The sequence below is a fragment of the Bartonella sp. 220B genome, from assembly GCF_026930205.1.
Lineage (GTDB): Bacteria > Pseudomonadota > Alphaproteobacteria > Rhizobiales > Rhizobiaceae > Bartonella.
On record NZ_JANHOI010000010.1, the window covers coordinates 26,882 to 52,869 of the forward strand.

Consider the following 25,988-nt stretch of genomic DNA (forward strand, 5'->3'; position numbering starts at 1 on the left):
ATTGAGTTGTGGTTTTCGCACCTTATCTTGAAGTTCTTCATCATGCAAGTTACCCATGAATGAAACATGCAAGTTACCCATGAATGAAAATAGCATTGATGAAAAATCTTTTATATTATCTCTTTATTGTAAGACATCTCTTGTAAAATATGTAAGGCGTACGAGCAAACACTTTTACGAATATTCGTTTTGATATTAACAGTGGAGGTATGACAATATGGGGAAATCTTATCTTGGGGCTTGCGTGTTGAGGCAAGAGCAATGTTTACTTAAACGTAGAGAATCAATGTCGTACAATTTAGAACTACAGGATCACGTTTTATTATGACGATTAAGGATGCATTAAAGGATTGTTCCCTATCTGAGGACAGTATAGGTGCTTGTGGTGAGATTATTGAAATCAGTGGTGTCATTAAGTGGTTTGATGGTAGTAAGGGGTATGGGTTTATTGTACCTGATTTGCCTCATTTTCCCGATATATTACTACATGTTACGGTAATGCGGAGGGATGGCTTTCAAACGGCTTTGGAGGGCGCTAAAGTTATTTGTGCTGTGGAAAAAACTGAACGAGGGTTGAAATGCGTTCAGGTAAAATCCATAGACTGCTCTTCAGCAATTCATCCATCAGAAATTCCAGCCCGTACGCATGTTGTTGTTACTCCGGAAAGTGGCTTAGAGCGCGCAATTGTTAAGTGGTTTAATCGCGATAAAGGGTTTGGTTTCCTTAGCCGTGGGCAAGGCACAGAAGATATCTTTATTCATATGGAAACTTTGCGCCGTTTTGGTTTAGCAGAGCTTCGTTCTGGTCAAGTTGTTCTTGTACGTTTTGGTAAAGGAGAAAAAGGCTTGATGACGGCGGAAATCTACCCAGATATAGGGGCTCCATTTGCGACACATTAAACTTCATTACTGTGAAGTCATATGTTTCTCTTTCTTTTTTAAGTGAGATGGGTATCCGTAAGCAATATGAAATCAGATGAGTAAGAGCATCTGTATCTATGAAGCTATAAATCAAATTTAGATAGATTTAGATATTGCATTGAGTGCGATAAGAAGGTCAATCTTTGTATTTTTATTTTGTAAAACAAAGTTAGCGAATTGTTTTCTGTGGAGATAAAAATGTTAAAGCTTTTTAGAAGAAGAATTATCGTTACATTGTCGCTATTTTTCGCATTAGGAGTGGGTATGACTGTAGCACAGAAACCTATAGAGATCCCTGTTGATCCAGTTCCTTTAAAAATACAAACAAAGCAAGGGATGGTCTCTTACAAAGTAGAGGTTGCTTTTACGCGGTCTCAGGGAATGGCTGGTTTAATGTATCGTACTCATTTCCCACGTGATCGCGCAATGCTCTTTAAACAGCAGGGAAATAATCCGTTAGAGGATAAACAAGAATTTTCTTTGTGGATGGCAAATACACCTTTACCTCTAGATATGATTTTTTTAAATGCTGAGGGGGTTATTGTGTCGATTGTTGAAAAAACGATCCCATTTTCAACAAATGTTATTTCATCAAAAATTCCTGCTGCTTTTGCAATTGAGGTTAATGCTGGTGAAGTTTCTGAAAAACAAATAGAGAAGGGACAGCGTGTTTTCCATCCCGCTATTTGTGGAAAGTGTGAGGATCATATAAAATGACAGCGGAGGATATTTGTTTTTTCGAATATGATGGTTTGCGATTTGCTTATCGAGAAGAGGGAACGGGAACACCCATTTTATTGATTCATGGCTTTGCATCCTCCGCACGTGTGAATTGGTATGCAACAGGTTGGTTTCGTACTCTTACGGAAGCCGGATATCGTGTGATCGCTCTTGATAATCGCGGGCATGGGGATTCGGTTAAAAGTTATGATCCTTGCTTTTATACACCTCAAGCCATGGCAGGCGATGCCATGAAATTATTGCGGCATTTGGAAATACCTAAAGCACATATTATGGGATATTCTATGGGAGCTCGAATTAGCGCATTTATGGCTCTTTTGTATCCAACATATGTGCACAGTGTTATTTTTGGTGGTTTAGGGATTGGTATGGTGACAGGAGCAGGAAACTGGCAACCTGTCGCTGAGGCTCTTTTAGCAGAAGAGCTTTCCACGATTACTAATCCACGTGCTTTGATGTTTCGTAAATTTGCAGACCACACTAAAAGTGATAGGCGCGCTCTTGCTGCTTGTATTATCACCTCAAAGCAGGAGTTAACAGCATCTGAGATTTATAAAATAAAACAGCCTGCACTTGTTGCTGTTGGTTCATTAGATGAAATTGGTGGTGAAGCAGAGCCATTAGCAGCTTTATTGCCCTGTGGTGAAGCATTGCCAATCCCAGATCGAGATCATATGCTTGCTGTGGGAGATAAGGTCTATAAAAAGGGCGTTATCGATTTTCTTTCTCGTTATCCTATCGTATAAGAATTATTCGCAATTTTTGGAGTTTGCAAAGTTACCCAATATTTTTTATTTTGGGTAAGATAGATTAAGATAGATGAAGGAATAATAATAAATTTTTGTTAGTTTGTTTTATGTATTTGTGTAGAATGAGATTTTTTCTTATAGCTTTAACAAGCGTGTTCTGAAAATAGTTAAAGAAAATTATTTTTTATGATGTAATAGAATCTTTTGATCAATAAAGCAGTTGTAAAAGATATATTTTCAATATTTGTTCGAAAAATGCTTGTAAGTGTAACTGCCAAAATTGGGGATAAAATAAAAATTATTTAGAAATTGCGGTTTTCTAACTGTATTTTTTATTTTTGAAACTATACGAATATATTTAACGACCGTAGGATTCTTTAATAAAGACCCCTCAGTCAATACACCAAAATAATATTATTTCAAATATAGGTAATATAAGTAAAAATTGCAACTAAGATTGTTTATTATTTTTATAGAATTTTAAGAGTAGCTTATTTAACTGTTTAGGCATTAATTTAAAAGTCTCAAAAAACAGGAGAGCATTGTGAATGCTGATGAAATAAAAAAACTTGATAATTATTTAAAAAACACATTCCAAAATTCAGCATTACAAGTGAAGGCACGGCCTAAAAAGGATGATTCTTGTGAAGTTTATATTGGGGATGAGTTTTTAGGTGTTATCTATCGAGATGAAGATGAGGATGAACTATCATACAATTTTTCAATGGCTATATTGGATATTGATTTAGAAAATTGATTCGTTGCAAATCATTGAATGAAGTCTTTTTTATTTAAATGAAAGTCATATAAGTCTTAATGCTTTAAAGCTCGTATGTTTGTTTCGTGCGATGATAAGGTGGTCATGAACAATAATGCCTAATGCATTTGCTGCGTCTTTTATTCTATGTGTCATAGTTATATCTGCTTGAGAAGGCGTGGCATCACCAGAAGGGTGGTTGTGCACTAAGATAAGTCCTGATGCGGACAATTCCAAAGCTCGGCAGATTACTTCACGGGGATAAACAGGAGTATGATCGATGGTTCCAGTTTGTTGCACTTCATCAGCCAGTAAACCATTTTTTTTATCGAGAAATAAGACACGAAATTGTTCACGTGTTTCATGAGCCATGACAGCTTTGCAATAAGCTAATACTTTATCCCATGATGAAAAAATATCACGTTTAAATAATTCTGCACGAGCAAGACGTCCAGCAACATCTGAAATAATTTTTAAATCGGTTGCAGTTGCCGGACCACATCCTTCGACTTCTTGAAGCCGATCAATATCAGCACCCAATACATCGGCTAATGAACCAAAACGTGCGATCAAACTCTTGGCTATTGGTTTTGTATTTGCTCGGGGGATAGTGCGAAAAAGCAATAATTCAAGGTATTCATAATCTTCAATCGCATTTCCTTTTGATTTTAAGTAGCGTTTACGGAGACGTTCACGATGTCCTTGATAATGTTTATGTATTTGTAAATTTTTCTGAGCTTTTTTATTTTTTATTTCTGGTATTGGATTAAGCGAAGAACTTGGTGTTAATGCAAAATGATTGCTCTGGATGTCTTCCTTTTTATTTGTTTTTTTAGCCATGACATTTCTACATTTATTTAGGCATATGAATTTGGAATATAAAAAATATTTTTAGGAGATTGCGTAAAAATTTCACATCCTTCATTTGTTACACCAATTGTATGTTCATACTGTGCAGTAAGAGATCGATCGCGTGTAACAGCTGTCCAACCATCAGATAAAATTTTAACCTGTGGTTTACCGAGGTTGATCATTGGCTCAATTGTAAATATCATGCCTTGTTTTAGTTCTATTCCTTCTCCAGGATTTCCATAATGGAGAATATTGGGCGCGTCATGAAATAGCTGGCCAATTCCATGTCCGCAAAAATCTCTGACAATCGAGCAGCGTTCAGATTCTGCGTACTGTTGAATGGCGGCACCAATATCACCAGTGGTTGCTCCCGGCTTAACTACAGAAATTCCCCTCATCAAACTTTCATGGGTTATTTTTAGGAGACGCTCGGCAGCTCGTCTAATTTTTCCAACAGGGTACATACGGCTTGAATCTCCATGCCATCCATCGAGAATAAAGGTCACATCAACATTAACAATGTCACCTTCTTGTAAGGGTCTTTTATTAGGGATACCGTGACAAACAACGTGATTGATGGATGTACAGCATGAATGTCCGTATCCGTGATAATTCAAGTCAGCAGGAAGGGCTCCTCGCGTTGCTCCAAAAGTAAAGACAAAATCATCAATTTCTTGTGTCGTTACACCAGGTTTAATGACATCTATAAGTGAATCAAGACATTCCGCAGCAATACGACCAACTTCATGCATTTTAGTAAAAGCGTAATCATCAAAAATACGAATTTGTCCGTTAAAATTTAGGGGTATTTTATTATATTCAATATAGTCAATCATTACTTTTTCTATTTTCTATTTCTACTCGATGAATCGGAAAAATACCTTCTGTACTTACGTGACATTTTACAGCATAAAATTCTACTCCAGATTTTAGCGCTAAATCAAATGTACGTCCATAGGTTGGGTCAAGGTCATGGCAGATTGTAAAAGTTGAGCAATCCTCCCGTTGAATGACAAAAAGCATAGCAGCTCGTTTTTTCTGTTGCACAACTTTTATAAGCTCTTCAAGATGCCGTGTACCACGTTTTGTCACTGTATCAGGAAATTCTGCTAATCCTTTTTGGCGAATAAAATGAACATTTTTGACTTCTAGATAACAATCAGGGATGATGCCATCGCACAGAAGAAAGTCAATGCGTGATTGCGTACCATAGTATTGTTCTTTCAAAATAGTTTTGTATCCATTCAATTCTGGTAATAAACCCTTTTGAATTGCTTCTAATGCAAGCTTGTTGGATAAAATCGTATTAATACCAACTAAAGTATTATTTGTTTCAACAATTTCTAATTGATATGCGTATTTTCGCTTGGAATTATTGTTATATGAAAGCCAAATATTAGAATTAGGATTCGTCAAGCCAAGCATCGATCCTGTATTCGGAACTGAAACGGTAAAGATATCTTGACCTTTCCACTTAACATCGGCAAGAAAACGTTTATAACGACGGATAAGTTTTGCAGGAAAAAGTTTGGAAATAAAGAGCATATTCCTTTCTTAGAATTTATGTTTTTATAATTCAACCAGATTGTTATTTATAAGTTTTAGAACACGCTTCAATAAGGCATTTAAAATGCATAAAAATTTACCTAACTACTCTAAGCGACAAAGTTTATTTTTCTTCATAAACCGTTATTAATTTTTAAAGTTGTTGCTTTACAATAAAATTTGAATCAAAAAATAATATTGACCATAATTTGTTATTAAAAAGGTTATTTGAGGGAGTATTTTAAAAGAAGGTTATGTTCAAAAAAATAATAATAAAAACATAATACGTGAAGTTAGGGAGAATTGATGGCTGGAACCAATAAGAATCGTAAAAATTTGACAAATGGTCCAATTATTATTTTAGTTGAACCGCAGTTGCCTGAAAATATTGGTATGGTAGCAAGGGCGATGGCAAATTTTGGGCTCTCTAAGCTTCGATTAGTCAAGCCTCGAGAAGTTTTTCCAAATGAAAAAGCTATAGCTGCTGCGAGTAAAGCAGATCATGTCATTAACGATGCAGTCATTTTTGATACGTTACCTGATGCAATTGCAGATTTGCATTATGTTTTTGCTACAACCGCACGTGAAAGATGTGGTTTTAAAACTGTAAAAAGTGCTGTTGAAGCAGCAAGTGTATTACGTCAGCGTGAAAATATTGGGCATAAAACGGGTATTTTATTTGGAAGAGAAAGGTGGGGACTAGAAAATGATGAAATCAGTCTAGCCGATGAAATCATTACTTTTCCAGTTAATCCTGCTTTTGCCTCACTCAATATTGCGCAAGCAGTTTTGTTGATGTCTTATGAATGGATGAAATCAGGTTTAAAAGACATGAGCGATACGGCTTTTCGTGCAGTAGAGATGGAGCCAGCGAATAAAGCAACATTTCATGGTTTTTTATCTCAGTTAGAGAACGCGTTGGATATCCGTGGGTATTTTAGACCTCAAGAACGCAAAGAGGTGATGCTTACAAATCTGCGCTCTGTTTTTACACGCGCTCATTTTAGTGAATCTGAGATTCGTTTGCTACGGGGAATTATATCTTCATTGGATCATTTTTCGCCTAAGTTCCCACGAGGAAGTGGTGCGCCCGCAGATCGTGAACGTAAAAAAATAAAAACAAGTGTGAAAACTGATGGATGAACGGCCTCTTCTTTTTTTTGATAGTGGTATTGGTGGTTTAACAGTGTTGAGAGAAGTGCGACTTCTTATTCCTGAAAGACAATTTATTTATGTTGCTGATGATGCGGGTTTTCCTTATGGAAATTGGGAAGAAAATATTTTAAAAAAACGCATTTTAAAGATTTTTGCAAATCTTTTAACACTCTATAACCCTGTTTTATGTGTAATCGCATGTAATACCGCTTCTACACTAATAATGGCAGATTTACGAAAGAGATTTCCTCATATCCTTTTTGTAGGAACAGTTCCTGCAATTAAGTTAGCAGCCGAACAAACAAAATCTGGTTTTATTTCAGTATTAGCCACTCCTGCAACAGTTAAGCGTTCTTATACACATGAATTAATCAATTCTTTTGCTGCTCAATGTCATGTTCAGCTTGTTGGAAGTAAAAAACTTGCTGGATTTGCTGAAGATTATTTGCGCGGAAAACCTATTAATTTGCAGGAATTACGTCATGAAATTCTTCCCTGTTTTGTTGAAAAAAATGGTAAATATACGGATATTATTGTTTTAGCTTGTACACATTACCCTTTTTTAATTCATTTTTTTCATGAACAAGCTTTATGGCCCGTTGAATGGATTGATCCGGCAAAAGCTGTAGCCAAACACACAAGATCATTATTAGCGGAAAGAGTGCAGTCAGAAATTATAAAGAAGCATAAAGACTTCGCGTTATTTACAACACAAAATATAACTTCTTCAACAGAACATTTGTTAAAAAGATTTAACTTAAATATCATCACAGGAGTTGACTTTGGGATCTGAGATCAATAAAGCTACTCTAGCTTTTTCTTTCGAGGAAATGGCATTAATTAACGTGTCCCGTGGGTGGCTTTACTTAATTATATGTTAAGCTATCCTGTCAGTCTTTTGATTTGAAGGCAGAGGAGGGCGCGTTTCCTTGAGATCTTACTATGATCTTATGTTCTGTTTTTAAAGGAAATGCGATGAGTAAACGCGAAACAACAAAATATAAAATTGATCGGCGTATGGGAGAAAATATTTGGGGACGTCCAAAGTCTCCTGTGAATCGTCGTGATTATGGGCCAGGTCAACATGGTCAGCGCCGTAAAGGGAAGCTCTCTGATTATGGTGTACAGTTACGTGCTAAGCAGAAGTTGAAAGGGTTTTACGGTGATATTTCAGAAAAGCAATTCCGTAAAACTTATGAAGAAGCTGCCCGGCGTCGCGGTGATACTGGTGAAAATCTTATTGGGCTTTTAGAATCGCGTTTGGATGCTGTTGTCTACCGTGCAAAATTTGTGCCTACAATTTTTGCTTCTCGCCAGTTTATCAATCACGGTCATGTTAATGTGAATGGCCGGCGCACGAATATTCAATCATATCGTTGTAAACCAGGTGATGTTATTGAGGTGCGTGAAAAATCAAAACAGCTTGTTTTGGTCTTGGAATCCGTGCAGTTAGCAGAACGTGATGTGCCCGAATATATTGAAGCAGATCATAATCAAATGAAAGCAACATTTACGCGTATTCCTGTTTTTGCGGATGTTCCTTATGCTGTGCAGATGGAACCCAATTTGGTTGTTGAATTTTATTCTCGTTAAATTCTTTATAAGGGAATGTTGTTCTCTTTCGTTTTGTTATACATTCGAAAATATTAGTGCTGCTTTGTATTTTTTAAAAGCTAACGAGTTTTTTTGTGAATGGTGCTATGTCAAGTTTGTTGTTATATTTTATAACAGCGTCGTTTGATGTAGCTCCATTCCTTTTTACAGACCTCGTTTTATCGCTCAATGGACATTCGTTTAGACTATGTTATTTCTGTTGTTTTTGCAGAACAAGATATTTATGTGCAGAATGATGGTATGATGGGTAATATTTTAAGTCGAATATCGAGCAATGGAAAAGAATGTAGAAAAAACTAATTCTTTGGCGAGGGAAGCTGATGATTGTCATCCAATATTTCGGATTGCTCCTTCAACTGTAGAATTTAATAAATTGCGCAAACGGCTTTTACGCCATATGCGGCAAGCATTGGATGATTTTTCCATGCTTTCTTCAGGAAAAAAGTGGCTGATTGCTTTATCGGGCGGAAAAGATTCTTACGGGCTCTTAGCACTTCTTCTTGATTTAAAATGGCGCGGTCTCTTACCTGTCGAAATTCTAGCTTGTAATCTTGATCAAGGACAACCGGGCTTTCCAAAGCATATTCTTCCAGACTTTTTAAACTCTTATAAAATTCCATATCGCATTGAGTATCAGGATACTTATTCTATTGTCACAGATAAATTGGCAGATACGCAAACATATTGTTCGCTTTGTTCTCGGTTACGACGTGGTAATTTATACCGTATTGCACGTGAAGAGGGATGTTCTGCATTAGTTCTTGGACATCATCGTGATGATGTTTTAGAAACATTTTTTATGAATTTATTTCATGGTGGACGATTAGCTGCCATGCCTGGAAAGCTTATAAACGACGAAGGAGATCTTTTTGTTTTGCGCCCTCTTGTTTATGCTGCTGAGGAAGACATGGAAAAATTTTCTCAAGCTATGCGATTTCCTATCATTCCTTGCAATCTTTGTGGAAGCCAAGATGGTTTACAACGCAATGCAATGAAAGAAATGCTCAAAGATATAGAAAGAAGAATGCCAGGACGGAAGGATACTATGATTCGGGCTTTGACAAATGTTCGTCCAAGCCATTTACTTGATAAGAATTTTTTTGATTTTAAAAGCTTATTATAATGCTAACTGCTAAGCATAATAAGCCTAAACCTGCCCCTTAAACTGCAATACCATAAAGATCATAAGCATCTGATTTTTCAATTTTTACGGAGACAAATTCACCAACACGTAATGGTCGTCGTGATGCTATATGTACAACACCATCTACTTCTGGAGCATCATATTGACTGCGACCTTTGGCAACTTTTCCTTTACTTTCATCGATGAGAACTTGAAGTCTCTTTCCAACTTTTTTCTTTAAAAGATGAGTAGAAATTTGTTGTTGTTTTGCCATAAAACGATGCCAGCGATTTTCTTTCATTTCTTCGGCAATTTTTTCTAATCCTAAATCATTTGCGATAGCACCTTTTACTGGTTCATATTTAAAGCAACCAGCGCGTTCAATTTTTGCTTCTTCTAGCCATTCGAGAAGCATATTAAAATCTTCATTCGTTTCACCTGGAAAACCTACAATAAATGTTGATCGTAAGGTGAGATCTGGACAAATTTTTCTCCACTTTTCAATTCTACGATTTGTTTTTTCCATAAGAGCAGGACGTCTCATGTTACGTAAAACTGTTGGTGATGCATGTTGAAAAGGGATATCCAGATAAGGAAGAATTTTTTTTGCCGCCATAAGCTCAATAACTTCATCAACATGAGGATAAGGATAAACATAATGCATGCGTATCCAAATGCCCATATTACCTAATTCGCGACAAAGATCGAAAAATTTGGTTTTTACTGTGCGTTTTTTCCAAGAACTTTCGAGATATTTAATATCAACGCCATAAGCACTCGTATCTTGTGAGATAACCAAAAGCTCTTTTACACCAGCCTGCACAAGTTTTTCAGCTTCGTGAAGAACATCCTTGATGGGGCGTGAAGTAAGATTACCGCGTAGAATAGGGATAATACAAAAACTACATCGATTAGAACATCCTTCAGAAATTTTTAAGTAAGCATAATGGCGAGGTGTTAAGCGAATACCTTGTGGAGGAACTAAATCAATAAAGGGATCGTGAACTGGAGGAATTGCTGTATGAACAGCTTGTATAACACTTTCATAGGCCTGTGGACCCGTAATGGCTAACACATTAGGGTGTGTTTGACGAATAACATCAGGATCAGCACCAAGACACCCAGTTACGATAACTTTTCCATTTTCTTTGAGAGCTTCATCGATATTGGCTAATGATTCATTGCGTGCAGAATCAAGAAAACCACAAGTATTCACAATAACGAGATCAGCACCTTGATGTTTACGTGAAATTTCATAACCTTCAGATCGGAGTCTGGTAATAATTCGCTCAGAATCTACCAGTGCTTTTGGGCATCCAAGAGAAACAAAACTAATACGGGGTGCTGCCATGATAAATCCTGCAACTTTATAACAATAAATTTTGTTGGCTATTTTCACTTCATTAAGAATAAAAATGTGCTTTATCTTTGATAGATATGCAAGACAATTTTTTACGACGTCATTTGGTTTTATAATGTTTTATGCGTGCAATATTTATATCAAGGAGTGTAGTATAATACGAAAGAATACCAAATAATTTTTTACTGAATGTGTGAATTATAGTTAGGAAAATATTTTTATTATTTAGTATTTGCGAATAAGTCCGATAAGTTTACCTTGTATCTGTACATGCTCTGATCCATATATTCGTGTTTCATAGTGATGATTTGCAGCTTCTAGAGAAATAGAGGCTCCGTTTCGTCGATAACGTTTTAAAGTTGCTTCTTCTTTATCAATAAATGCAACAATAATTTCACCTGATATTGCTGTCGTTTGACGTTTAACAATTATAATATCTTTATCAAGAATACCAGCTTCAATCATAGAATCATCTTTGACTTCTAAAGCATAGTGCTCACCGGAATGAATCATATCTTCTGGTAAAGAAAGCGTATTTATTTGCTGTGATACAGCGGAGACAGGCACACTTGCAGCAATGCGCCCCATAATAGGGATAATGACACTTTTTTTCTCTTCTACTTCAAAATTATCAAGAGCGTTAAAGCTTTTTGATATTCTTCTTTTATTTTTTTCTATCATACTAGGAGAAATTTTACGCGCTAAAGAAAGATTAAAGGTTATTTTTTCAGGAAGTCGAATCACTTCTACTGCACGGGCACGATTTGGCAAACGGCGTATAAAACCTCTTTGTTCTAATGCGATAATGAGTTTATGAATGCCAGACTTTGAAGAAAGCTCTAATGCAATTTTCATTTCCTCAAAGGAAGGAGAAATACCTGTTTCTTTCATATGATTGTGAATAAACAAGAGGAGCTCATATTGTTTACATGTCAGCATTCAATATTCCAATTAAAAACATGATATAAAATGTATTTTATCTGAAAATATTTTACAATTTTATAGATAAAAAATAATTTATTTTTAATTATAATTAAAAATAATAATAAGTATTTTATAATATAAATTTTTTATTTTTAAAATATATTTAAATTATGATTTATTTTTTTAATGTGATGAATTTTCTTAAGATAAATTTATAAATTCGCTTTGGAGAAGAATTATCTACTTCCTCTGGAAAGATAATTTTGTAATCTCTGTTATAAGGAGCTTAGTTAAACGAATTCCGCTGATTTAAAAAAGATGCTAGCCTCATTATATATTCGAAATCATTTCATATATTATCTTTATCCTTTTATTTTCAGTGCACTTATTTATAGCTAAAATATTAGCTGTGTTTTTTATCGTCATGAGTGATATTTTTAATATCATTTCAATTATGTTGGACTTCTGATTGATATCTATATACTCAACGACAGTAAATCCATTATTTTTTTTATTATTTATAAAACCAAGTTTCCTATTTTACATATATTCCTAGATCTCTCATAATTTTAAGATATTCACTCTTTTGTGTTTTAGAAATTATGAATCATTTTTATGCTTAAATATTCTTTTTATTGAAACTCAAAAAAGAGAAAAATTATATATTACACTGTTGATGAAAGGAAAAAAAACAGAAAAGTATTGATAACTGAACCGAAAATAATATTTTTTTCCGAAAGGTGTTGACCAAATGAAAAGTCGACCGTATGTTTCACTCAATTTCTGCAAGTGAAATAGCTTGTGTGGGAGCGCGTAGCTCAGCTGGTAGAGCAACTGACTTTTAATCAGTAGGTCCAGGGTTCGAATCCCTGCGCGCTCACCACTTTCAAATGAAATCAATGGGTTATGTTATAGTGCGGGAATCTTAATTTCTTTCTTCAGTGGATTTATTTTTATTGATTTTGATCTTTCTCGCGGTTTTTTTTAATCATTTATTCTCACTTATTTTGCTCATCTATGGAATCAGATTTGCCAGTTTAGGGTAATTATTTAGCCGCTCTGGTCAATCACAGTACATTCGCTATTCCATCAGTTTGTTGCCACTTTTTGATGGGGTAAGACCGCAAGGAAAACATCAGGTGGGATATACACCATGAAGCTACTAGAAAAGCATGTTGTTGTAGAGCTAGAGGATATGATTCTCGATCTCATTTATTATCAACATGCCATGGCTTTGTTAGAGAACCGTTCTCAAGTTTGGGCATTCAACGGCTATCTCGAAGCCACCTTGATAGCCAATCCAGGGATTGCCCAATATGGTGCTGTTTTGCCACGGGGGTTAGAGATCACCTTGCCTGAATTTGTCTTTGTTCCTCCTCAAAGCAGAGTGAAGCGGTTATGGGATTAAGGCGGACCTATCCTTTTATTGTGGTTAAGGTTGGAGACAAACCCGTGCATGAGGTTTTTTACCAGCGTCTTTTAAATGCGACCATTACTGATCATGCTGGCAATGAAGCCGATAGATTTGAAGCAGAGTTTGACGATCGTGGCAATGATTTACAGGTTCCGCAAAAGAACAGCACCCTGCAGGTGATGTTTGGTTATCAGGACAGCATCAGTGCGGTTATGGGGCGTTTTGTTGTCGAATCTGTTGTCAGTATCGGGGGCAGTGATGGAGAGATTTTGCGCCTTTGTGGCAAAAGTGCCATGCGTGGGGAACTCAAAGAACAGACAAGTGAGCATTTTGACAATAAAACCATTGGTGAGATTGTTGAAAGCTTAGCCAAGCGCCATGGTTATCAAGCCAAAGTCGACCAAGAATTTTATAAGCAAGCTTTGCCTTATGTGGTGCGTACTGATCAATCTACAATTGATTTTTTAACCCGCCTTGCAGAGCGTATGCAGGCACGTTTTTTAATCAAGGACAATAAGTTTTTATTTTTAAGCGGCAACAATTTACCGGCAATCACTCTTGCCAAGCATGATTGTTCCAGTTGAGAATTTACCCTCGAGCCACGCACCCAATATGGCTGCGTTGAATCAACCTACTTTGATCGCTCGCAAGGAAAGCAGCTGTCTGTCAAATATCAAACGAATCTCAAAGGTCCCACACGGCGTTTGCGTGGTTGCTATCCTTGTAAAGAGGGAGCTTTAGCCGCTGCCGCCTCAGAATCAGACCGGCTGTGCCGTAGCATGGGCAGTGGTTCTTTGGTTTTAGAGGGGTGTCCAGAAATCATGGCCGATCAACCTCTCATTTTGCAAGGGTTCCGGGAGCAAATCAATGGACCATGGAAAGCCGCAACCGTGACTCACCGCTATGAAAAACAAAGCGGCTATACCACAGAAATTACCTTAGAGGCACCAGAGAAGGGAAAGGAAAGCAACAAAGAAGAATAGAGGCTGGGCTGGTTTGCCCAGCCAACGGGACTAGTTTGATTCACACCCGTCCGATGTAAGAGCTCTTAACATCGCAGCCACTTCTTATCACTTGAAGCAATGAGAAGAGGGCTGGTATAGATGAAAGAGTATTAAAAAATTATGGATACACTTTCCAAGGAAACATTAAAATCAGTTGATCCCATTATACCAGCTGCTGCTTATATTGGTGGCAAAAGCAGGTTGGCAAAAACCATTACCAAAATTATAGAAGGCATTCCCCATAGCATTTATGCCGAGCCTTTTGTTGGCATGGGAGGAATATTCTTTAGACGGAAATTGATTCCACCGATTGAAGTTATCAATGATCGTTCAGGTGATGTAGTGAATTTTTTTCGGGTATTACAACGCCATTATCATCCTTTTATGGATCTATTGAAGTTCCAAATCACCAGCCGTGAGGCGTTTCAACATTTTACGTTGCAAGATCCAAAGACGCTCACGGATTTAGAGCTGGCTTTGCGGTTTTTATATCTACAACGTTTGAGTTTTAGTGGGAAGGTTGCAGAGCGTACGTTTGGAGCTGATCCCCACCGTGGTGCACGGTTTAATAGTTTGAAACTTGAAGGCTTATTAAAGCTTGTTTATCGGCGTTTATCAGGCGTGACCATTGAACATTTAGACTGGTTTGATTTTATCAGGCGTTATGACCGGCCAACGACCTTGTTTTATCTTGATCCACCTTATTGGGGTATTGAAGATTACTACGGAAAAGATTTGTTTAAGCGAGAGGATTACCAGAAAATGTCCACACTACTTGCCCAATTAAAGGGAAAGTTTGTTCTGTCTCTTAATGATGTGCCAGAGATCCGAAAAACTTTTAGTCACTTTACATTAAAAGAAGTGAGAATAGTTTATTCATGCTGTTCTTCCAATAATGCGATTCCCGGTAAGGAACTGATCATCTCAAATTGCGATCTTTAGGAAAAGAAAAAAAGATTCATGAAAGGGGGCTTTAAATGACCTTTGAAAGGCCTTTGAAGACCCTTTGAGAGCCCTTTGAAAAAATGAAAATCCTTTGAAAAGAAGGTTATTTTTACAAAATATGATGCGAATTAGACAAAATTTGTTGGTCTCTGCATGCATATTTTATCTATTTTAGCTGTCAAATAAGGAGATTGCTGGAAGAAATGAATCATCTTAAATTATGATTCTGGGCAGGGCAAAATAAGACTCACGAAAGCGGCTCTGAGAGACGTTTAAAAAGACCTTTGAAAAAAAATAAATTGGTACAAAACCTACTGTCAAATTATACAAAACCTAGTGGCAAGCTACAAAAAACATATGTGAAATCAATAAGTTATTGGTTAGAAAAAACTAAGTGGCGGAGGGGGTGGGAGCGTTATATTTATATGTAATCAATAGGTTATATAAAAGTTCGGGAATTTTGATTCCATTGATTCTTTTAACTTTTTTCCTGTCTATCCCGAACCTTTTTATCGCTTATCTGTATCCATTTTATTCAAATATGGAATCAGAATTTTCAGTTTTCTGTTTGACACTTATTATCATTTTCCGTATAGTAATAGTATACGAATAGGAATGGTAATGGCGATTGTGAGTTTTAAACATAAAGGGTTGAAACTATTTTATACGACTGGTTCTACAAAAGCTATTCAACCAGCCCACACAAAAAAGTTACGTGTTATTTTAACGGCTTTGACAAGTGCTACATGCCCTGAAATGTTAAATGCACCTGCTTTTAAAATGCACTCTCTTAAAGGTGAACTTACTGGATATTATTCTATATGGGTAAATGGCAATTGGCGTGTTACCTTTCGCTTTATTGGAACAGATGTTGAGCTTGTTGATTATCAAGATTACCATTGATGAAAGGAATTAAAAGGATGATGCATAACCCCGCCCACCCAGGTGAAGTTCTAAAAGTAGCTTTCTTGGAAGAAATGGGGCTAACAATACAGAAATTAGCTGACCATCTCCATATGACAAGGGCTTCTCTATCAAGAGTTATTAACGGTCGTGCTTCTATAAGCACTGAGCTTGCAGTTAAATTAGAATTAGCTGGTTTTAGTAAAGCAAAATTTTGGTTAGATATGCAAACAAACTATAATTTATGGCAAACAATGCAACGGGTACAACCACCCATTTGTCCTCTGGTTTCTGATTCTGTTCGAACGCCGCTTTGATTTCATCAATAATTTTTTTGAAGCTTTTTTATTGCTTCTATTGCTAGCCGTTTTCTATCTGCTGTTTTGGTATAGAGTGAAGCCATTTTATCTTCTGTCCAGCCAAAAAGCGCTTTCGTTTGTGAAACTGTAGCACCAGCATTTGCTGCGCGCGTTGCCGCCAATTTTCTCAAACCGTGTGCTGATTTTTTTATTCCAACCGCGTTACAAGCATATCGAAATGCATTTCCAAAGCTTATCTGAAAAAAAATAATAGTTTTATAAAAACTGATTTTTATGACTTTAAGCATATATACAACGGTCCTTTTTTAGTTTCTGAGACCAAGTCTTTTCCACTTGAATCCATTATAATCGTAAATATCGAACAACCAACAGAAAATGAAATAGACCCAATGGATAAAAGCCCAGTTACGCATGTTTTTGATTATTTAGAAAAAGTTCGTAAAGGTGAAGCTTTTACGATGAATGGATGTCCAATACCGCCATCTCAAAATATTCCTGGATTCTGCTATATTGTCTGCGATTTAACTGAAAGTATGAGAAGATCTTGCAAGTTTTTTGATCTAACTAAAACAAACGATGGCATGCGATATTTTGGTTACAATAAGAACTACAAAACCTATATAGAAGTTTTGTCTTTTGAAAAGCTTAAAAGATGGAGTGGATATTAACGTATTGAACGCATCATAGCATCACGTAAGATAGCATTGATCCGTGTTTGGTAGCCTTTTCCTTGACTTTTAAGCCATGCTAACACGTCTGAATCCACACGTACTGTTGTAACAGTTTTCGTTGGTTTATAAAATGGATTGCGAACGGCGTTTTTCCAGAATGCATCATTGAGTGGTGGAATATCACTATGATCAATTGCACTATCCGGCATTACAGCCAGTTTATCAATTTCAACTCTCTGTTCATCTGTCAAAGGTGATAAGTTACCTACATCAATTTCATAACGAACTTTCTTCTTCATAACGTTTCCTTTCTTTCGAATTGGCTCGCCGCGCTGAAATAATACGGATTACCTCTATGCCCTCTTTATCGTCATGGACAGTATGCGCTACGAGCAGCAGTAAAAAACCATCCACAAGTCCCAAAGTTTGCCAACGATATTCTCCGTTTTCAATACGGTCTTGTCTAACCATGGCGAATGGGTCTGCAAAAACACGTGCGGCTATTTCAAAACTCACATGGTGTTTTCTAAGATTACTTTTTGCTTTATTTTTATCCCACTCATATCTTATGTTAATACATTTTTGTATGTATATCAAGAGTTTTAAATAAACTGAACTATTGATGTTTTTTTGCACAATTAATATAATGCAACACTTTAAAAAACTGTTATTAATAATTGAAATAATTGAATAAGTATAAAAATTATGCTAAGATTTAGCACGTATTAAAGCACAAATTTAAGGTAAAAAACATGCTGAACAAAGTGATGCTAATCGGGCATTTGGGGACTAATCCCGAAAGCAAAACAATGAATAATGGTACTGAGGTGGTCAATTTTCGTATGGCGACTTCTGAGAGCTATACTGATAAAAAGACCAATCAAAAAATAGAAAAAACAGAATGGCATTCCGTTGTAGTTTTCAATCCACATTTGGCAAAAATAGCGCTTCAATATTTGAATAAAGGTTCAAAGGTTTATGTAGAAGGCAAATTACAGACACGCAAATGGCAAGATAAAAACGGTCATGATCGTTACTCAACAGAGATTATCTTACCACAATTCAAAGGCGAATTGTATTTGCTTGATGCAAAGAAAGAGCAATCTTCTTCACCTGTCACTTTTCAAAGTTATGCCACTGCTTCAGGTGCTTCTGATTATGGTATATCTCTTAGTGACAGCATGCCATTTTGATTGAAAACATGTGACAAAAGGGAAAATGTGGGCTCCACAGATTAGGGGATGTATGAGAGAGAAAAATGCTTACATTTCACAGGTGAAAGTACGTCAAGATCCTGTTGATCAATTGGCAATTGAAATGCGTGCTAAACGCTTTGGCTTGTCCATAGAAGAGGCTAAAAATCCGCTTGCTAGTACCTATATTGGGCGGCTTTGTTTGCAAGGCGTGCTTACTCAAGACCAGTATGATGCCGCGCAAAAATATCTTGAAGTGAGAAATGACTATTCGTGTGCAAAAGGTTTGCCAAGCGCTGTTTATGATGAGATGCCAACCTCTTCTGATGACAAAGCAAGAGAGAAATGGGTCGAATTTGCAACCAAACAGTTTTTAAGCATGCAAGCAGTGATAAAAGAAGTACAAGCTTCAAATCGACAGCTTAATCTTCATGCAGCAATACAATATCTTGTTATAGAAGATCAAGAGTTACCACATCTTGTAAATTCATTGCGTATTGTTCTTAATGCGCTACAGAAATATTTTATGCAAAAGCATAACAAATCATTGAAAAATAGTCTTTAGAATGTTATATTTCTATATAATATTAGAGAGGGTGTTTTATGCACACAACAAAATTACGTAAAGTTGGAGGATCAGTGATGCTTTCTATTCCGCCTGCATTGCTTGATGTTCTTCACTTGACTGAAAATACTGAAGTTGGTTTGGCTATTGATAATGGTCGTCTTGTTGTTGAACCATCAGTCCAGCCGCGCTACACGATGGCTGAGTTATTAGCTGCTTCTGATTATTCGCAGCCGCAATCACCTGAAGACCGTGAGTGGGTTGATGCCCCTGCTATTGGGGGCGAGCTTATATGAGGCGTGGTGACATCTATATGGTAGATTTGGAACCAATCCAAGGACGAGAACAGCGAGGGTATCGTCCTGTCGTCATTGTTTCTCCTGATGATTTTAATCAAGCAACAGGTTTACCCGTTATTTTGCCGATCACAAGCGGTGGAAATTTTGCACGCCGTATTGGATTTGCGGTGCCGCTTATGGGTACAAGAACAAGAGGTGTTATTCGTTGCGATCAACCCCGTGTTCTCGATTTGGTGGTGCGCAATGGGCGTAAAGTAGAAACTTTGCCAACAGCTATTATGGATGAGGTATTGGCAAAGGTCGTTACGATCTTTAGTTAACCAATTACGTATGAGATTCAGTCTTTCAAATCAGACATAAATTGACAAGACATATGATCAGTTGTGCTGCAGATTTTTCTCCTGAAACAATAAATTCCGTGCTTTAGTCACTTTGCGGTACAGCTTTAGGTGCTTAATAATAGAGTAAGGAAGAAAAATAGAAAATATTATTGCAAGTATTGCCATAGTCATTTTTCCCTTCTTGTTTCTGCGGTTTGGTTAGCAATTTCTTCGTCTAGTTGCTCAATAGCTTTTTTCAGTTTTCTCTTGATCACAATGTACAGTACCAAAGAGATTGGTAAGGAAACGTATATGAGCAACACGCACACCAGCCCTATTGCGGTTATGGCATCCATCTGGTCTTTATCTGCATTGCCTAATACTGAAAGAATAAGACCCAAACATACGCTTATAAGGGCTATTAATATAATCTCTTTTTTTGAAACAACCCCAGCGTTTCTTGTCTCATGAATTTCTTTTTGTAGATTGAGCACTTCCTTCCATCGAGAATATGTATCACCCCGTTCTTTAAGAAATGTCTCTGATATTTGTGGTTTTTTGGCTGTCATGTCAGTATCATTTTCTTTCTTAAATGCTTTATATTATTTAAATTCTTCTTAATCCCCCCCTTAACAGTTTTCGGTCTTATAATTGATTCGATTAGATGATACAATTATGAATTGTTGGTTAGTCAAGATACCAGATTTAGGTAAAAAATGAAAAAATATACAATATCGTGATTTTTTTTGTTGACAATGTGTCAAAAGTCGTATTTAATGGCACTGCTGTAGTTGGTCGAGTTGCGTCTAAAATTACAGGGAAGGAGATATAACTTCTCTTAAGAATTATTATATGATTGTTCAGAGCCCTGCATTCGCGGGGTTTTTTGTTATCCTTTTCACAAAAAGAAATCCTCATGAACACTACTGAGAAAATCGCAAAAAGAACGCCACCAAAGGCTGGTCAAGGGCGGATAAAAGGCGTGCCAAACAAAACGACACGCATTCTGAAAGAGGCAGTGCTTAAAGCTGCAGAGCGTGCTGGTAAGAAATATGGTGATGATGGTTTGATCTCTTACCTCGAAAAGCAGGCAATCAAATGCCCCGCTGCTTATTTAGCATTGCTTGGTAAGGTGTTGCCTTTGCAGGTTACTGGTGAGGATGGTGGAGCGATAAAAACGATAACGCGTGTAGAGATTGCACCTTTGGTTGATGACAAAAGCACAGATTAATATAGTACCAAAACTGATACCAATCTTTTTGGGCAAGGCAGCGGTTCGTGCGGCTTGGGGAGGACGGGGTTCAGGTAAGACAAGATCATTTGCCTTGATGGCAGCTTTAAAGGGCTATCAATTTGGTATGGCAGGGATATCAGGGACTATCCTTTGTGCACGTCAATTTCAGAATTCTCTAGCAGAGAGCTCTTTGGAGGAGATTAAGCGCGCCATTGAAGGTCATGATTTCTTAAAGGATTATTATAAGGTTGGGGAGTCTTCAATTAAATCTCGTAATGGTCGTATCGCCTTTCAGTTTTCTGGTCTAGACCGTAATATAGCAAGCATTAAGTCGATGGGGCGTATTTTGCTTTGTTGGGTTGATGAGGCGGAACCGGTGACTGAGACGGCTTGGCAAACGTTGATACCGACTTTACGTGAGGAGGGTGAGGGATGGCGTGCAGAATTATGGGTTACGTGGAATCCATTGCGTGAGAATGCGCCGGTTGAGAAGCGGTTTCGCTTTTCTGATAATGAGGCAATCAAGCGTGTTGAGATCAACTGGTCAGATAATCCGAAGTTTCCAAAGATTTTGAATGAAGCGCGTTTGGATGATCTAAGAAATCGTCCCGAGAGCTATAAGCATATTTGGGAAGGGGATTATCTCAAAGCAGTTCAGGGTGCTTACTATCAGAAAGAGATGTTGGCAGCCGAGCAGGAGGGGCGGATAGGGCGTGTTGCTCGTGACCCTTTAATGCAGAATAAGATATTGTAGATAAAAACACAATAAAGTCAATAGTTTGAGTGTATTTATTTTATTTGAATCCACTTAAGAATCCACACTTTTATGCACGATTCAATTGACCATTTTTTATAAACAATAGCCATCTATAAACAGAGCATAAAAAGCAAATCATGATGCCAATGTTATAACACATGGGAGCATTCAAATGAAATGAAAAGCAGATATCATTTATAACATCTCATAAATTTTATAAGACGTTTTTCATCATAATAAATCGCATTGTTAAAATGCAATTGAATATGAGAGCTTGTTAAAATGCAAAGATTTGAAATGTTTTCTTTTGAAAGGGGTTAATCCAAATTTGGATTGGCTAATTTTAGTCACCTCAAAAATGAGGGCATTGTTATTGATAGTTTGAAATCATCACAGAGCTAATAGGCTTTTTTCATTCAAATGTGATGATCTAAAAGAGCGCTTTCAGAAGCATTCATTTATATTATCTTGGATAAGTTTTTATAAAGAGACTAGAGAGCTTGCAATATAATACGTTCTGTATATATGCATTTGCTATTAACTTCTTTTGTACTAAATCATATTAATACCTCCATTTAAAGCCGCGTCCTATAAATTGGTACTGCTTTCTTTTTTGAGATGGCATTAAACATAAAAGCACCCCCGCGTTTGTTGATTATTCCTTTGTTTCAATTTTCTCAATAATTTCCATAAGAATATCACTTTTAGAAACTTCTTTATTTTGAGGAACCTCTCTTATCTTACTTTGTCGATTGAGTTTAGCACGCCCACAAACACGACCCCAGACCTTGACAGTATGAGAAACCTGAGCCTTTCCATAAACAGAGCCATAGGCATAAGCATTTTTAGAAACACGCGCATTGTCATATATCTTTGCATATTGAGAAATGAACGCTTGATCACAAATTTGCGCATTACCATAGACTTGACCACACACTTGAGACTGATGACGTATTTTTGCATTCTCAGAAACACGGGCATGTCCATAAACCCATGCATCATCATAAACCCAACAATTGCCCTCATGAGAAAGGTTGATTTCCTTTTCAATAAAGCCACCAAGGTCACCAGCCTTGACATCATCAAAATTCCTTAAAGCACGTATGCGATAAAGTATTGTAACTTTATTAGTAACTTTATTTTTAAATTGTTTTATTTCATTGGTTAATTGGTATTTTTTAGACATCACAAACGCCTCACAATTTCGATTGTGTTAAAATTTGAATAGAAAATTTGAGAGAAAGGGGCGCCCCGCATTACCCTAGATGTTTAAAAGGGCTTTATTACGCAGCCAGAAAATTCTTAATTCATTATGGGAAAACTGTTCGATATAAGCTCTTGTTTCAATATCATCACGTGTCTTTTCTAAAATCATAATCATGCCGTGAAGATTGGCATTTTCAAAAACATGGAGATGATTTATCACACGGGCATGATCATAAATTTTTGCATTACCATAGACATGAGCATGATCAAAAATGATAGCTTTTCCAAAAACGCATGCCTTTCCATAAACAAAACCAGCGATAATAGAGTTATTAAAAACCTTGGCATCTTGAGAAACATGACCAGGGTTTAAAACCAGAGCATCCCCATAAACCCAGCAGTTGCCATCATGAGAGAGGTTCTCTTCATTTTCGATAAAACACCAAGGTCACCCGCCTTTACATCATCGAAATCCCTTAAAGCACGAATGCGGTGCAAAGTAATTCCTTCAAAAGTAAAGTTTTCAGTTGTTAATTCATATTTTTTGGATGATGTTTGTTTATTAACAGTAGCAACCATGCTAGTGTCTCTTTATCAATATTGTTTTTGAATTTGACAACCCTATAAGGGCATCGGGTGTTCAAAAACACGGTGATAAGTCCGTTGCTTACACTTTTCCCACAAGGGTATTGTATGGTGTAAGCACACCCGACAGAATCTTCATATACTAACAAGAGCATAAAAGACAGTCAGTTTTTTAAAGTTTTGGAAAGGTTGTATCGTAACCTATCCGCTTATCATTAAGTGTTTTTGATCACTTGAGTATTTATATATCAAAATACGTATTTATTGTCAATTATATTTTGCTATTTTTTGTATTTTTTTTATGATTATTTTTTATCATATTGTGTATAAATATGCGTCATATGCCTATCAATATTTTCTATTTTATTGCGTCTATTTGACTCTATATTACGCAATGGCGTTATTTTTCTCTTTTAAACTTCATAAGAACTAAAAACGCTTCTTATGATGCGTATTTTTAACTTTATAAAGCATGATTATTTTTATGAGATGCCTTGTGAATATTTTTTGTGAATTTTTGTTATAATCAGTTCACTAAACACGCCTTTATAAGCAGCGCTTTTCATTCAAATCTATTGTTTTGATTCATTCTCTATAAGCACCGCATCATTCTTACAAAAGGATAATATGATCATGCGGTTTTGATTTGTTATAAAACATTTTGAATTCTTATATCCTTATCAAAATACCTTTTAATGGGCTTTTGTCTCTTTTGTTAGTTTTGTCAGTTGATTTACCCCCCCTTCCATTTAAAAAAATTGAGATAAAATAAAAACATTATATTTCAATATGTTAGTGTTTTTCAAAATTTTGAAACATCACGTATAAAAGCAATGTGAGTAATATAGACAATTATTATGATTAGAGTGCATGTTTAAACCATGTTTTATGAGAGGGTATATAATCCTTTAAAGCTTTTAAAAAGACAGCTCGTGATTATGAGGCATGTTATAAAGAGTAACTTATTCAATTTGAAGGGGGGGGTTGAGTTTTGAAGGTTCGTGTTTTTAGATAAAAAACACTAAAAAGACAAAAAACATTATTTTTCAATATATTAAGTCTTATCAATGCTTCAAAAAATAATCTCTATTGATAAATACAACTTATCAATACGCATAATTCTCTTTAAAGAGAGCTTTTGAAAGATATGAAAGGCATCATTTGAGATTGCGATATAATCTTTTAAAGGCAATATGAAAGTGTTTAAAAGTGCAAGGCTTCTCTTTTTAGAATAGCGCATGGTAAATCACTCCTTTTAAGAGTGTACACAATCATCCTTAACAAGAGAGTATAGATATAGACTCTATACCCCTTGTAATTAGCATGCCTATCATGTGAAATGTGAGCATGCTTTATAAGTCTATTCAGTTTCTCTTAATTCCAATTTGGGGAGGTTTTTAACAATCTTCATTGTTTCTAAACTTACTGTAATAACCCTTTGAAACAATTCCAATGGATAAGCAGGGTTGCCAATGGTCTCAACAGCATAGCAATTGGCATCATTAACAATGCCACTCTTTTTATCGGTCTTTACACATTGACGTTCCATAACCCATTCAAGGGCAGGTTTACCATTCACGATATACTCATAAGCTTCCTTAGGAATATCTGTTATTGTGATATTGCTGTTGTAAATAACTATAGATTTATCCTTTTCCTTACCATTCCCAGCAAATTTCATTTCTGTAACGTAATAAAACTTTTCAGGATTAGGAATGTCTGTAAGTTTAGGGTCACCTTTTTTAAAGGTTACGGGATAAGGTTCTACAGTTTCATAATTGACGTGCAAATTGCCTAATTCACGCCCTGCTGTAACAAACATCCAAAAATCTTCAGCACTCTTTACGCAAGGGATGCGAGGCAATTCTTTAGAGAGGTTATCAGCATAAAGAGCCCTATAATCTTCTGAATGAAGCAAACCGTAAACATAATAGAAGATATCATCTTTTGTTATGGTTTCATAAGGATAAGCAGCTTTAAAATGTGCTAATCCTTCATCAGTGATGGCATCACGCCTCTGTAAACCAGCGGCTTTAGTTTCTTCTGTAGAATTTATAAATAAATGAGATTGGTCAGCATTTTTACCTTTTGAAGCAGCAGCATCTTCGTAAAGGTACAATGGAAAGCATTGGCTTTTCTCTATTGCATCATGGTTAGGTAAAGCATTACTCATCAACACAGAAAAATCTTTCATTGCTCCTATACCTGTAACTTGTATTACTCTATTTTCGGTAATGTTTTTCATAGGAAACATATATGGTATTTGATAGAGAGCTTCATTGAAAGTGCGATTATAATAGAGCCATTGTTTTGTAAAAGGACGGTACAAACTTTGCACAAGACAAGTTTCTTCAAATTCAGAACATTGGCCTCTTACAAATTCTTTTTTGAGAGTACTACTCCAACTTATTTTTTTCTCATCTGAACTAACAAAATCATTTACAGCATTTTCACGTGTTTTACGGTTCGCAAGTGAATAGGATTCATTAAAACGTTCCACTTCGCTATTATAGAAGGCAATCGTATTGTGCATATTTTTTGCTAAAATCTTACGACTTGAGTTATAAGCCCATGCATCACGATTGGTTGAAACACCAAGAGAATAAATCTCAAAGATTTTTTTACCATGGACTTTCTTAACACCCATAGCTAAAAATGCTTCAAAACTGTCATCACGTTGATTTATCCAATCACCATGCTCGTCTGGTGTAATGATTTTCCAACCGTGTTCACGTGTAACACCGTCAATGCTACCAAACTCCGTAATTGACTTAAGCTTTTCTTCTCTTGTGAGATAATCTTCAACACCATAGAAATATATTTTTCCACGC

28 protein-coding genes, 1 tRNA gene and 5 pseudogenes are annotated in these 25,988 nt (G+C 36.3%); 22 read left to right on the top strand and 12 right to left on the bottom strand.

From position 1 onward, the window contains the following. Positions 1-324: 324 nt before the first annotated feature. The 4 genes from NPX99_RS06855 (at position 325) to NPX99_RS06870 (ending at position 3,168) form a co-directional block, all read left to right on the top strand. Positions 325-900, top strand: a complete 576-nt coding sequence (locus tag NPX99_RS06855; RefSeq protein ID WP_269031134.1) for a cold-shock protein — start codon at positions 325-327, stop codon at positions 898-900. Between the two features lie 219 nt (positions 901-1,119). Further along, positions 1,120-1,638, top strand: coding sequence for a DUF192 domain-containing protein (locus NPX99_RS06860; protein WP_269031135.1), 519 nt, complete (start codon positions 1,120-1,122; stop codon positions 1,636-1,638). After that, on the top strand, positions 1,635-2,408 hold the full coding sequence (locus tag NPX99_RS06865; protein WP_269031136.1) for an alpha/beta fold hydrolase: 774 nt from the start codon (positions 1,635-1,637) through the stop codon (positions 2,406-2,408). The genes NPX99_RS06860 and NPX99_RS06865 overlap by 4 nt, the downstream gene beginning before the upstream one ends. Before the next feature lie 547 nt (positions 2,409-2,955). Then, positions 2,956-3,168 (top strand): DUF3126 family protein, encoded by a 213-nt coding sequence (locus NPX99_RS06870; RefSeq protein WP_269031137.1) that lies wholly within the window; start codon positions 2,956-2,958, stop codon positions 3,166-3,168. Between the two features lie 45 nt (positions 3,169-3,213). On the opposite strand, the gene radC is transcribed toward NPX99_RS06870, so the two are convergent. Genes radC through sfsA form a run of 3 tightly spaced genes read right to left on the bottom strand, consistent with a single transcriptional unit; the run spans position 3,214 to position 5,565 of the window. Further along, on the bottom strand, positions 3,214-4,008 hold the full coding sequence (gene radC, locus NPX99_RS06875; RefSeq protein ID WP_269031138.1) for a RadC family protein: 795 nt from the start codon (positions 4,006-4,008) through the stop codon (positions 3,214-3,216). Positions 4,009-4,025: 17 nt separating this feature from the next. After that, a complete protein-coding gene (gene map / locus NPX99_RS06880) occupies positions 4,026-4,856 on the bottom strand; it encodes a type I methionyl aminopeptidase (protein ID WP_269031139.1) in 831 nt (276 codons plus the stop codon). After that, positions 4,849-5,565: a DNA/RNA nuclease SfsA gene (sfsA, locus tag NPX99_RS06885; RefSeq protein WP_269031140.1), complete on the bottom strand. Its 717-nt coding sequence runs from the start codon at positions 5,563-5,565 to the stop codon at positions 4,849-4,851. Before sfsA ends, map begins: the two co-directional genes overlap by 8 nt. Positions 5,566-5,871: 306 nt before the next feature. Between sfsA and NPX99_RS06890 the strand changes: the two genes are divergently transcribed. The 4 genes from NPX99_RS06890 (at position 5,872) to ttcA (ending at position 9,457) form a co-directional block, all read left to right on the top strand. Next, on the top strand, positions 5,872-6,708 hold the full coding sequence (locus NPX99_RS06890) for an RNA methyltransferase (protein ID WP_269031141.1): 837 nt from the start codon (positions 5,872-5,874) through the stop codon (positions 6,706-6,708). Further along, positions 6,701-7,513 (top strand): glutamate racemase, encoded by an 813-nt coding sequence (gene murI / locus NPX99_RS06895; RefSeq protein ID WP_269031142.1) that lies wholly within the window; start codon positions 6,701-6,703, stop codon positions 7,511-7,513. The genes NPX99_RS06890 and murI overlap by 8 nt, the downstream gene beginning before the upstream one ends. Positions 7,514-7,695: 182 nt before the next feature. Continuing rightward, positions 7,696-8,313, top strand: coding sequence for a 30S ribosomal protein S4 (gene rpsD, locus NPX99_RS06900; protein ID WP_269031143.1), 618 nt, complete (start codon positions 7,696-7,698; stop codon positions 8,311-8,313). 295 nt (positions 8,314-8,608) lie between these two features. Then, positions 8,609-9,457, top strand: coding sequence for a tRNA 2-thiocytidine(32) synthetase TtcA (gene ttcA, locus NPX99_RS06905; RefSeq protein ID WP_269031144.1), 849 nt, complete (start codon positions 8,609-8,611; stop codon positions 9,455-9,457). A gap of 37 nt (positions 9,458-9,494) precedes the next feature. Here the strand turns inward: ttcA and rimO are convergent, their stop codons facing one another. Then, on the bottom strand, positions 9,495-10,808 hold the full coding sequence (rimO, locus tag NPX99_RS06910) for a 30S ribosomal protein S12 methylthiotransferase RimO (protein WP_269031145.1): 1,314 nt from the start codon (positions 10,806-10,808) through the stop codon (positions 9,495-9,497). A 234-nt stretch (positions 10,809-11,042) separates the two neighbouring features. Then, positions 11,043-11,756: a transcriptional repressor LexA gene (gene lexA / locus NPX99_RS06915; protein WP_269031146.1), complete on the bottom strand. Its 714-nt coding sequence runs from the start codon at positions 11,754-11,756 to the stop codon at positions 11,043-11,045. Positions 11,757-12,548: 792 nt separating this feature from the next. Between lexA and NPX99_RS06920 the strand changes: the two genes are divergently transcribed. The 7 genes and pseudogenes from NPX99_RS06920 to NPX99_RS06950 all read left to right on the top strand — a co-directional run bounded on the left by NPX99_RS06920 (position 12,549) and on the right by NPX99_RS06950 (position 16,324). Continuing rightward, positions 12,549-12,624, top strand: a tRNA-Lys gene (locus NPX99_RS06920). Positions 12,625-12,793: 169 nt separating this feature from the next. Continuing rightward, positions 12,794-12,898 (top strand): annotated as a pseudogene (locus tag NPX99_RS06925) (phage tail protein); the annotation flags it as partial. Next, complete coding sequence (locus NPX99_RS06930; protein ID WP_269031147.1) at positions 12,895-13,149, top strand: tail protein X; 255 nt, start codon at positions 12,895-12,897, stop codon at positions 13,147-13,149. The pseudogene NPX99_RS06925 and the gene NPX99_RS06930, both read left to right, overlap by 4 nt. Then, positions 13,140-14,138 (top strand): annotated as a pseudogene (locus tag NPX99_RS06935) (phage late control D family protein). The gene NPX99_RS06930 and the pseudogene NPX99_RS06935 overlap by 10 nt, the downstream one beginning before the upstream one ends. A 141-nt stretch (positions 14,139-14,279) precedes the next feature. Continuing rightward, the gene (locus tag NPX99_RS06940) at positions 14,280-15,101 is read left to right on the top strand and encodes a DNA adenine methylase (protein WP_269031148.1); all 822 of its coding nucleotides are present in this window, start codon (positions 14,280-14,282) and stop codon (positions 15,099-15,101) included. A 624-nt stretch (positions 15,102-15,725) separates the two neighbouring features. Further along, positions 15,726-16,007: a type II toxin-antitoxin system RelE/ParE family toxin gene (locus tag NPX99_RS06945; RefSeq protein WP_006924779.1), complete on the top strand. Its 282-nt coding sequence runs from the start codon at positions 15,726-15,728 to the stop codon at positions 16,005-16,007. 17 nt (positions 16,008-16,024) lie between these two features. Next, a complete protein-coding gene (locus NPX99_RS06950) occupies positions 16,025-16,324 on the top strand; it encodes a HigA family addiction module antitoxin (protein WP_269031149.1) in 300 nt (99 codons plus the stop codon). Positions 16,325-16,329: 5 nt separating this feature from the next. Here the strand turns inward: NPX99_RS06950 and NPX99_RS06955 are convergent. Beyond that, positions 16,330-16,560: pseudogene (locus tag NPX99_RS06955) on the bottom strand (tyrosine-type recombinase/integrase); the annotation flags it as partial. Positions 16,561-16,716: 156 nt separating this feature from the next. Here NPX99_RS06955 and NPX99_RS06960 point away from each other — a divergent pair. Beyond that, entirely contained in the window at positions 16,717-16,995 is a 279-nt protein-coding gene (locus tag NPX99_RS06960) for a hypothetical protein (protein WP_269031150.1), read from the top strand. Here the strand turns inward: NPX99_RS06960 and NPX99_RS06965 are convergent. Both NPX99_RS06965 and NPX99_RS06970 read right to left on the bottom strand, forming a co-directional pair. After that, the gene (locus NPX99_RS06965; protein ID WP_269031151.1) at positions 16,992-17,297 is read right to left on the bottom strand and encodes a BrnA antitoxin family protein; all 306 of its coding nucleotides are present in this window, start codon (positions 17,295-17,297) and stop codon (positions 16,992-16,994) included. The two genes, NPX99_RS06960 and NPX99_RS06965, sit on opposite strands and share 4 nt — an antisense overlap. Beyond that, the gene (locus NPX99_RS06970; RefSeq protein ID WP_269031161.1) at positions 17,275-17,574 is read right to left on the bottom strand and encodes a BrnT family toxin; all 300 of its coding nucleotides are present in this window, start codon (positions 17,572-17,574) and stop codon (positions 17,275-17,277) included. The genes NPX99_RS06965 and NPX99_RS06970 overlap by 23 nt, the downstream gene beginning before the upstream one ends. Before the next feature lie 176 nt (positions 17,575-17,750). Here NPX99_RS06970 and ssb point away from each other — a divergent pair, with 176 nt between their 5' ends. Genes ssb through NPX99_RS06990 form a run of 4 tightly spaced genes read left to right on the top strand, consistent with a single transcriptional unit; the run spans position 17,751 to position 19,375 of the window. Continuing rightward, complete coding sequence (gene ssb, locus NPX99_RS06975) at positions 17,751-18,191, top strand: single-stranded DNA-binding protein (protein ID WP_269031152.1); 441 nt, start codon at positions 17,751-17,753, stop codon at positions 18,189-18,191. Positions 18,192-18,243: 52 nt separating this feature from the next. Beyond that, entirely contained in the window at positions 18,244-18,756 is a 513-nt protein-coding gene (locus tag NPX99_RS06980) for a hypothetical protein (RefSeq protein ID WP_269031153.1), read from the top strand. A gap of 38 nt (positions 18,757-18,794) precedes the next feature. Next, positions 18,795-19,052, top strand: a complete 258-nt coding sequence (locus NPX99_RS06985) for an AbrB/MazE/SpoVT family DNA-binding domain-containing protein (RefSeq protein WP_269031154.1) — start codon at positions 18,795-18,797, stop codon at positions 19,050-19,052. After that, entirely contained in the window at positions 19,049-19,375 is a 327-nt protein-coding gene (locus NPX99_RS06990; protein WP_269031155.1) for a type II toxin-antitoxin system PemK/MazF family toxin, read from the top strand. The genes NPX99_RS06985 and NPX99_RS06990 overlap by 4 nt, the downstream gene beginning before the upstream one ends. A 188-nt stretch (positions 19,376-19,563) precedes the next feature. Here the strand turns inward: NPX99_RS06990 and NPX99_RS06995 are convergent, their stop codons facing one another. After that, a complete protein-coding gene (locus tag NPX99_RS06995; RefSeq protein ID WP_269031156.1) occupies positions 19,564-19,944 on the bottom strand; it encodes a hypothetical protein in 381 nt (126 codons plus the stop codon). Positions 19,945-20,291: 347 nt separating this feature from the next. On the opposite strand from NPX99_RS06995, the gene NPX99_RS07000 reads away from it, so the two are divergent. After that, on the top strand, positions 20,292-20,606 hold the full coding sequence (locus tag NPX99_RS07000) for a hypothetical protein (protein WP_269031157.1): 315 nt from the start codon (positions 20,292-20,294) through the stop codon (positions 20,604-20,606). Continuing rightward, positions 20,587-21,348 (top strand): annotated as a pseudogene (locus tag NPX99_RS07005) (phage terminase large subunit); the annotation flags it as partial. The gene NPX99_RS07000 and the pseudogene NPX99_RS07005, both read left to right, overlap by 20 nt. Before the next feature lie 673 nt (positions 21,349-22,021). On the opposite strand, the gene NPX99_RS07010 reads toward NPX99_RS07005, so the two are convergent. From NPX99_RS07010 to NPX99_RS07020, 3 genes and pseudogenes are all read right to left on the bottom strand, one after another. Further along, complete coding sequence (locus tag NPX99_RS07010) at positions 22,022-22,552, bottom strand: hypothetical protein (RefSeq protein ID WP_269031158.1); 531 nt, start codon at positions 22,550-22,552, stop codon at positions 22,022-22,024. 75 nt (positions 22,553-22,627) lie between these two features. Next, positions 22,628-23,151: pseudogene (locus tag NPX99_RS07015) on the bottom strand (hypothetical protein). A gap of 1,366 nt (positions 23,152-24,517) precedes the next feature. Next, positions 24,518-25,988: type ISP restriction/modification enzyme (locus tag NPX99_RS07020; RefSeq protein WP_329957945.1), on the bottom strand; the 1,471-nt coding region annotated here is incomplete at its 5' end.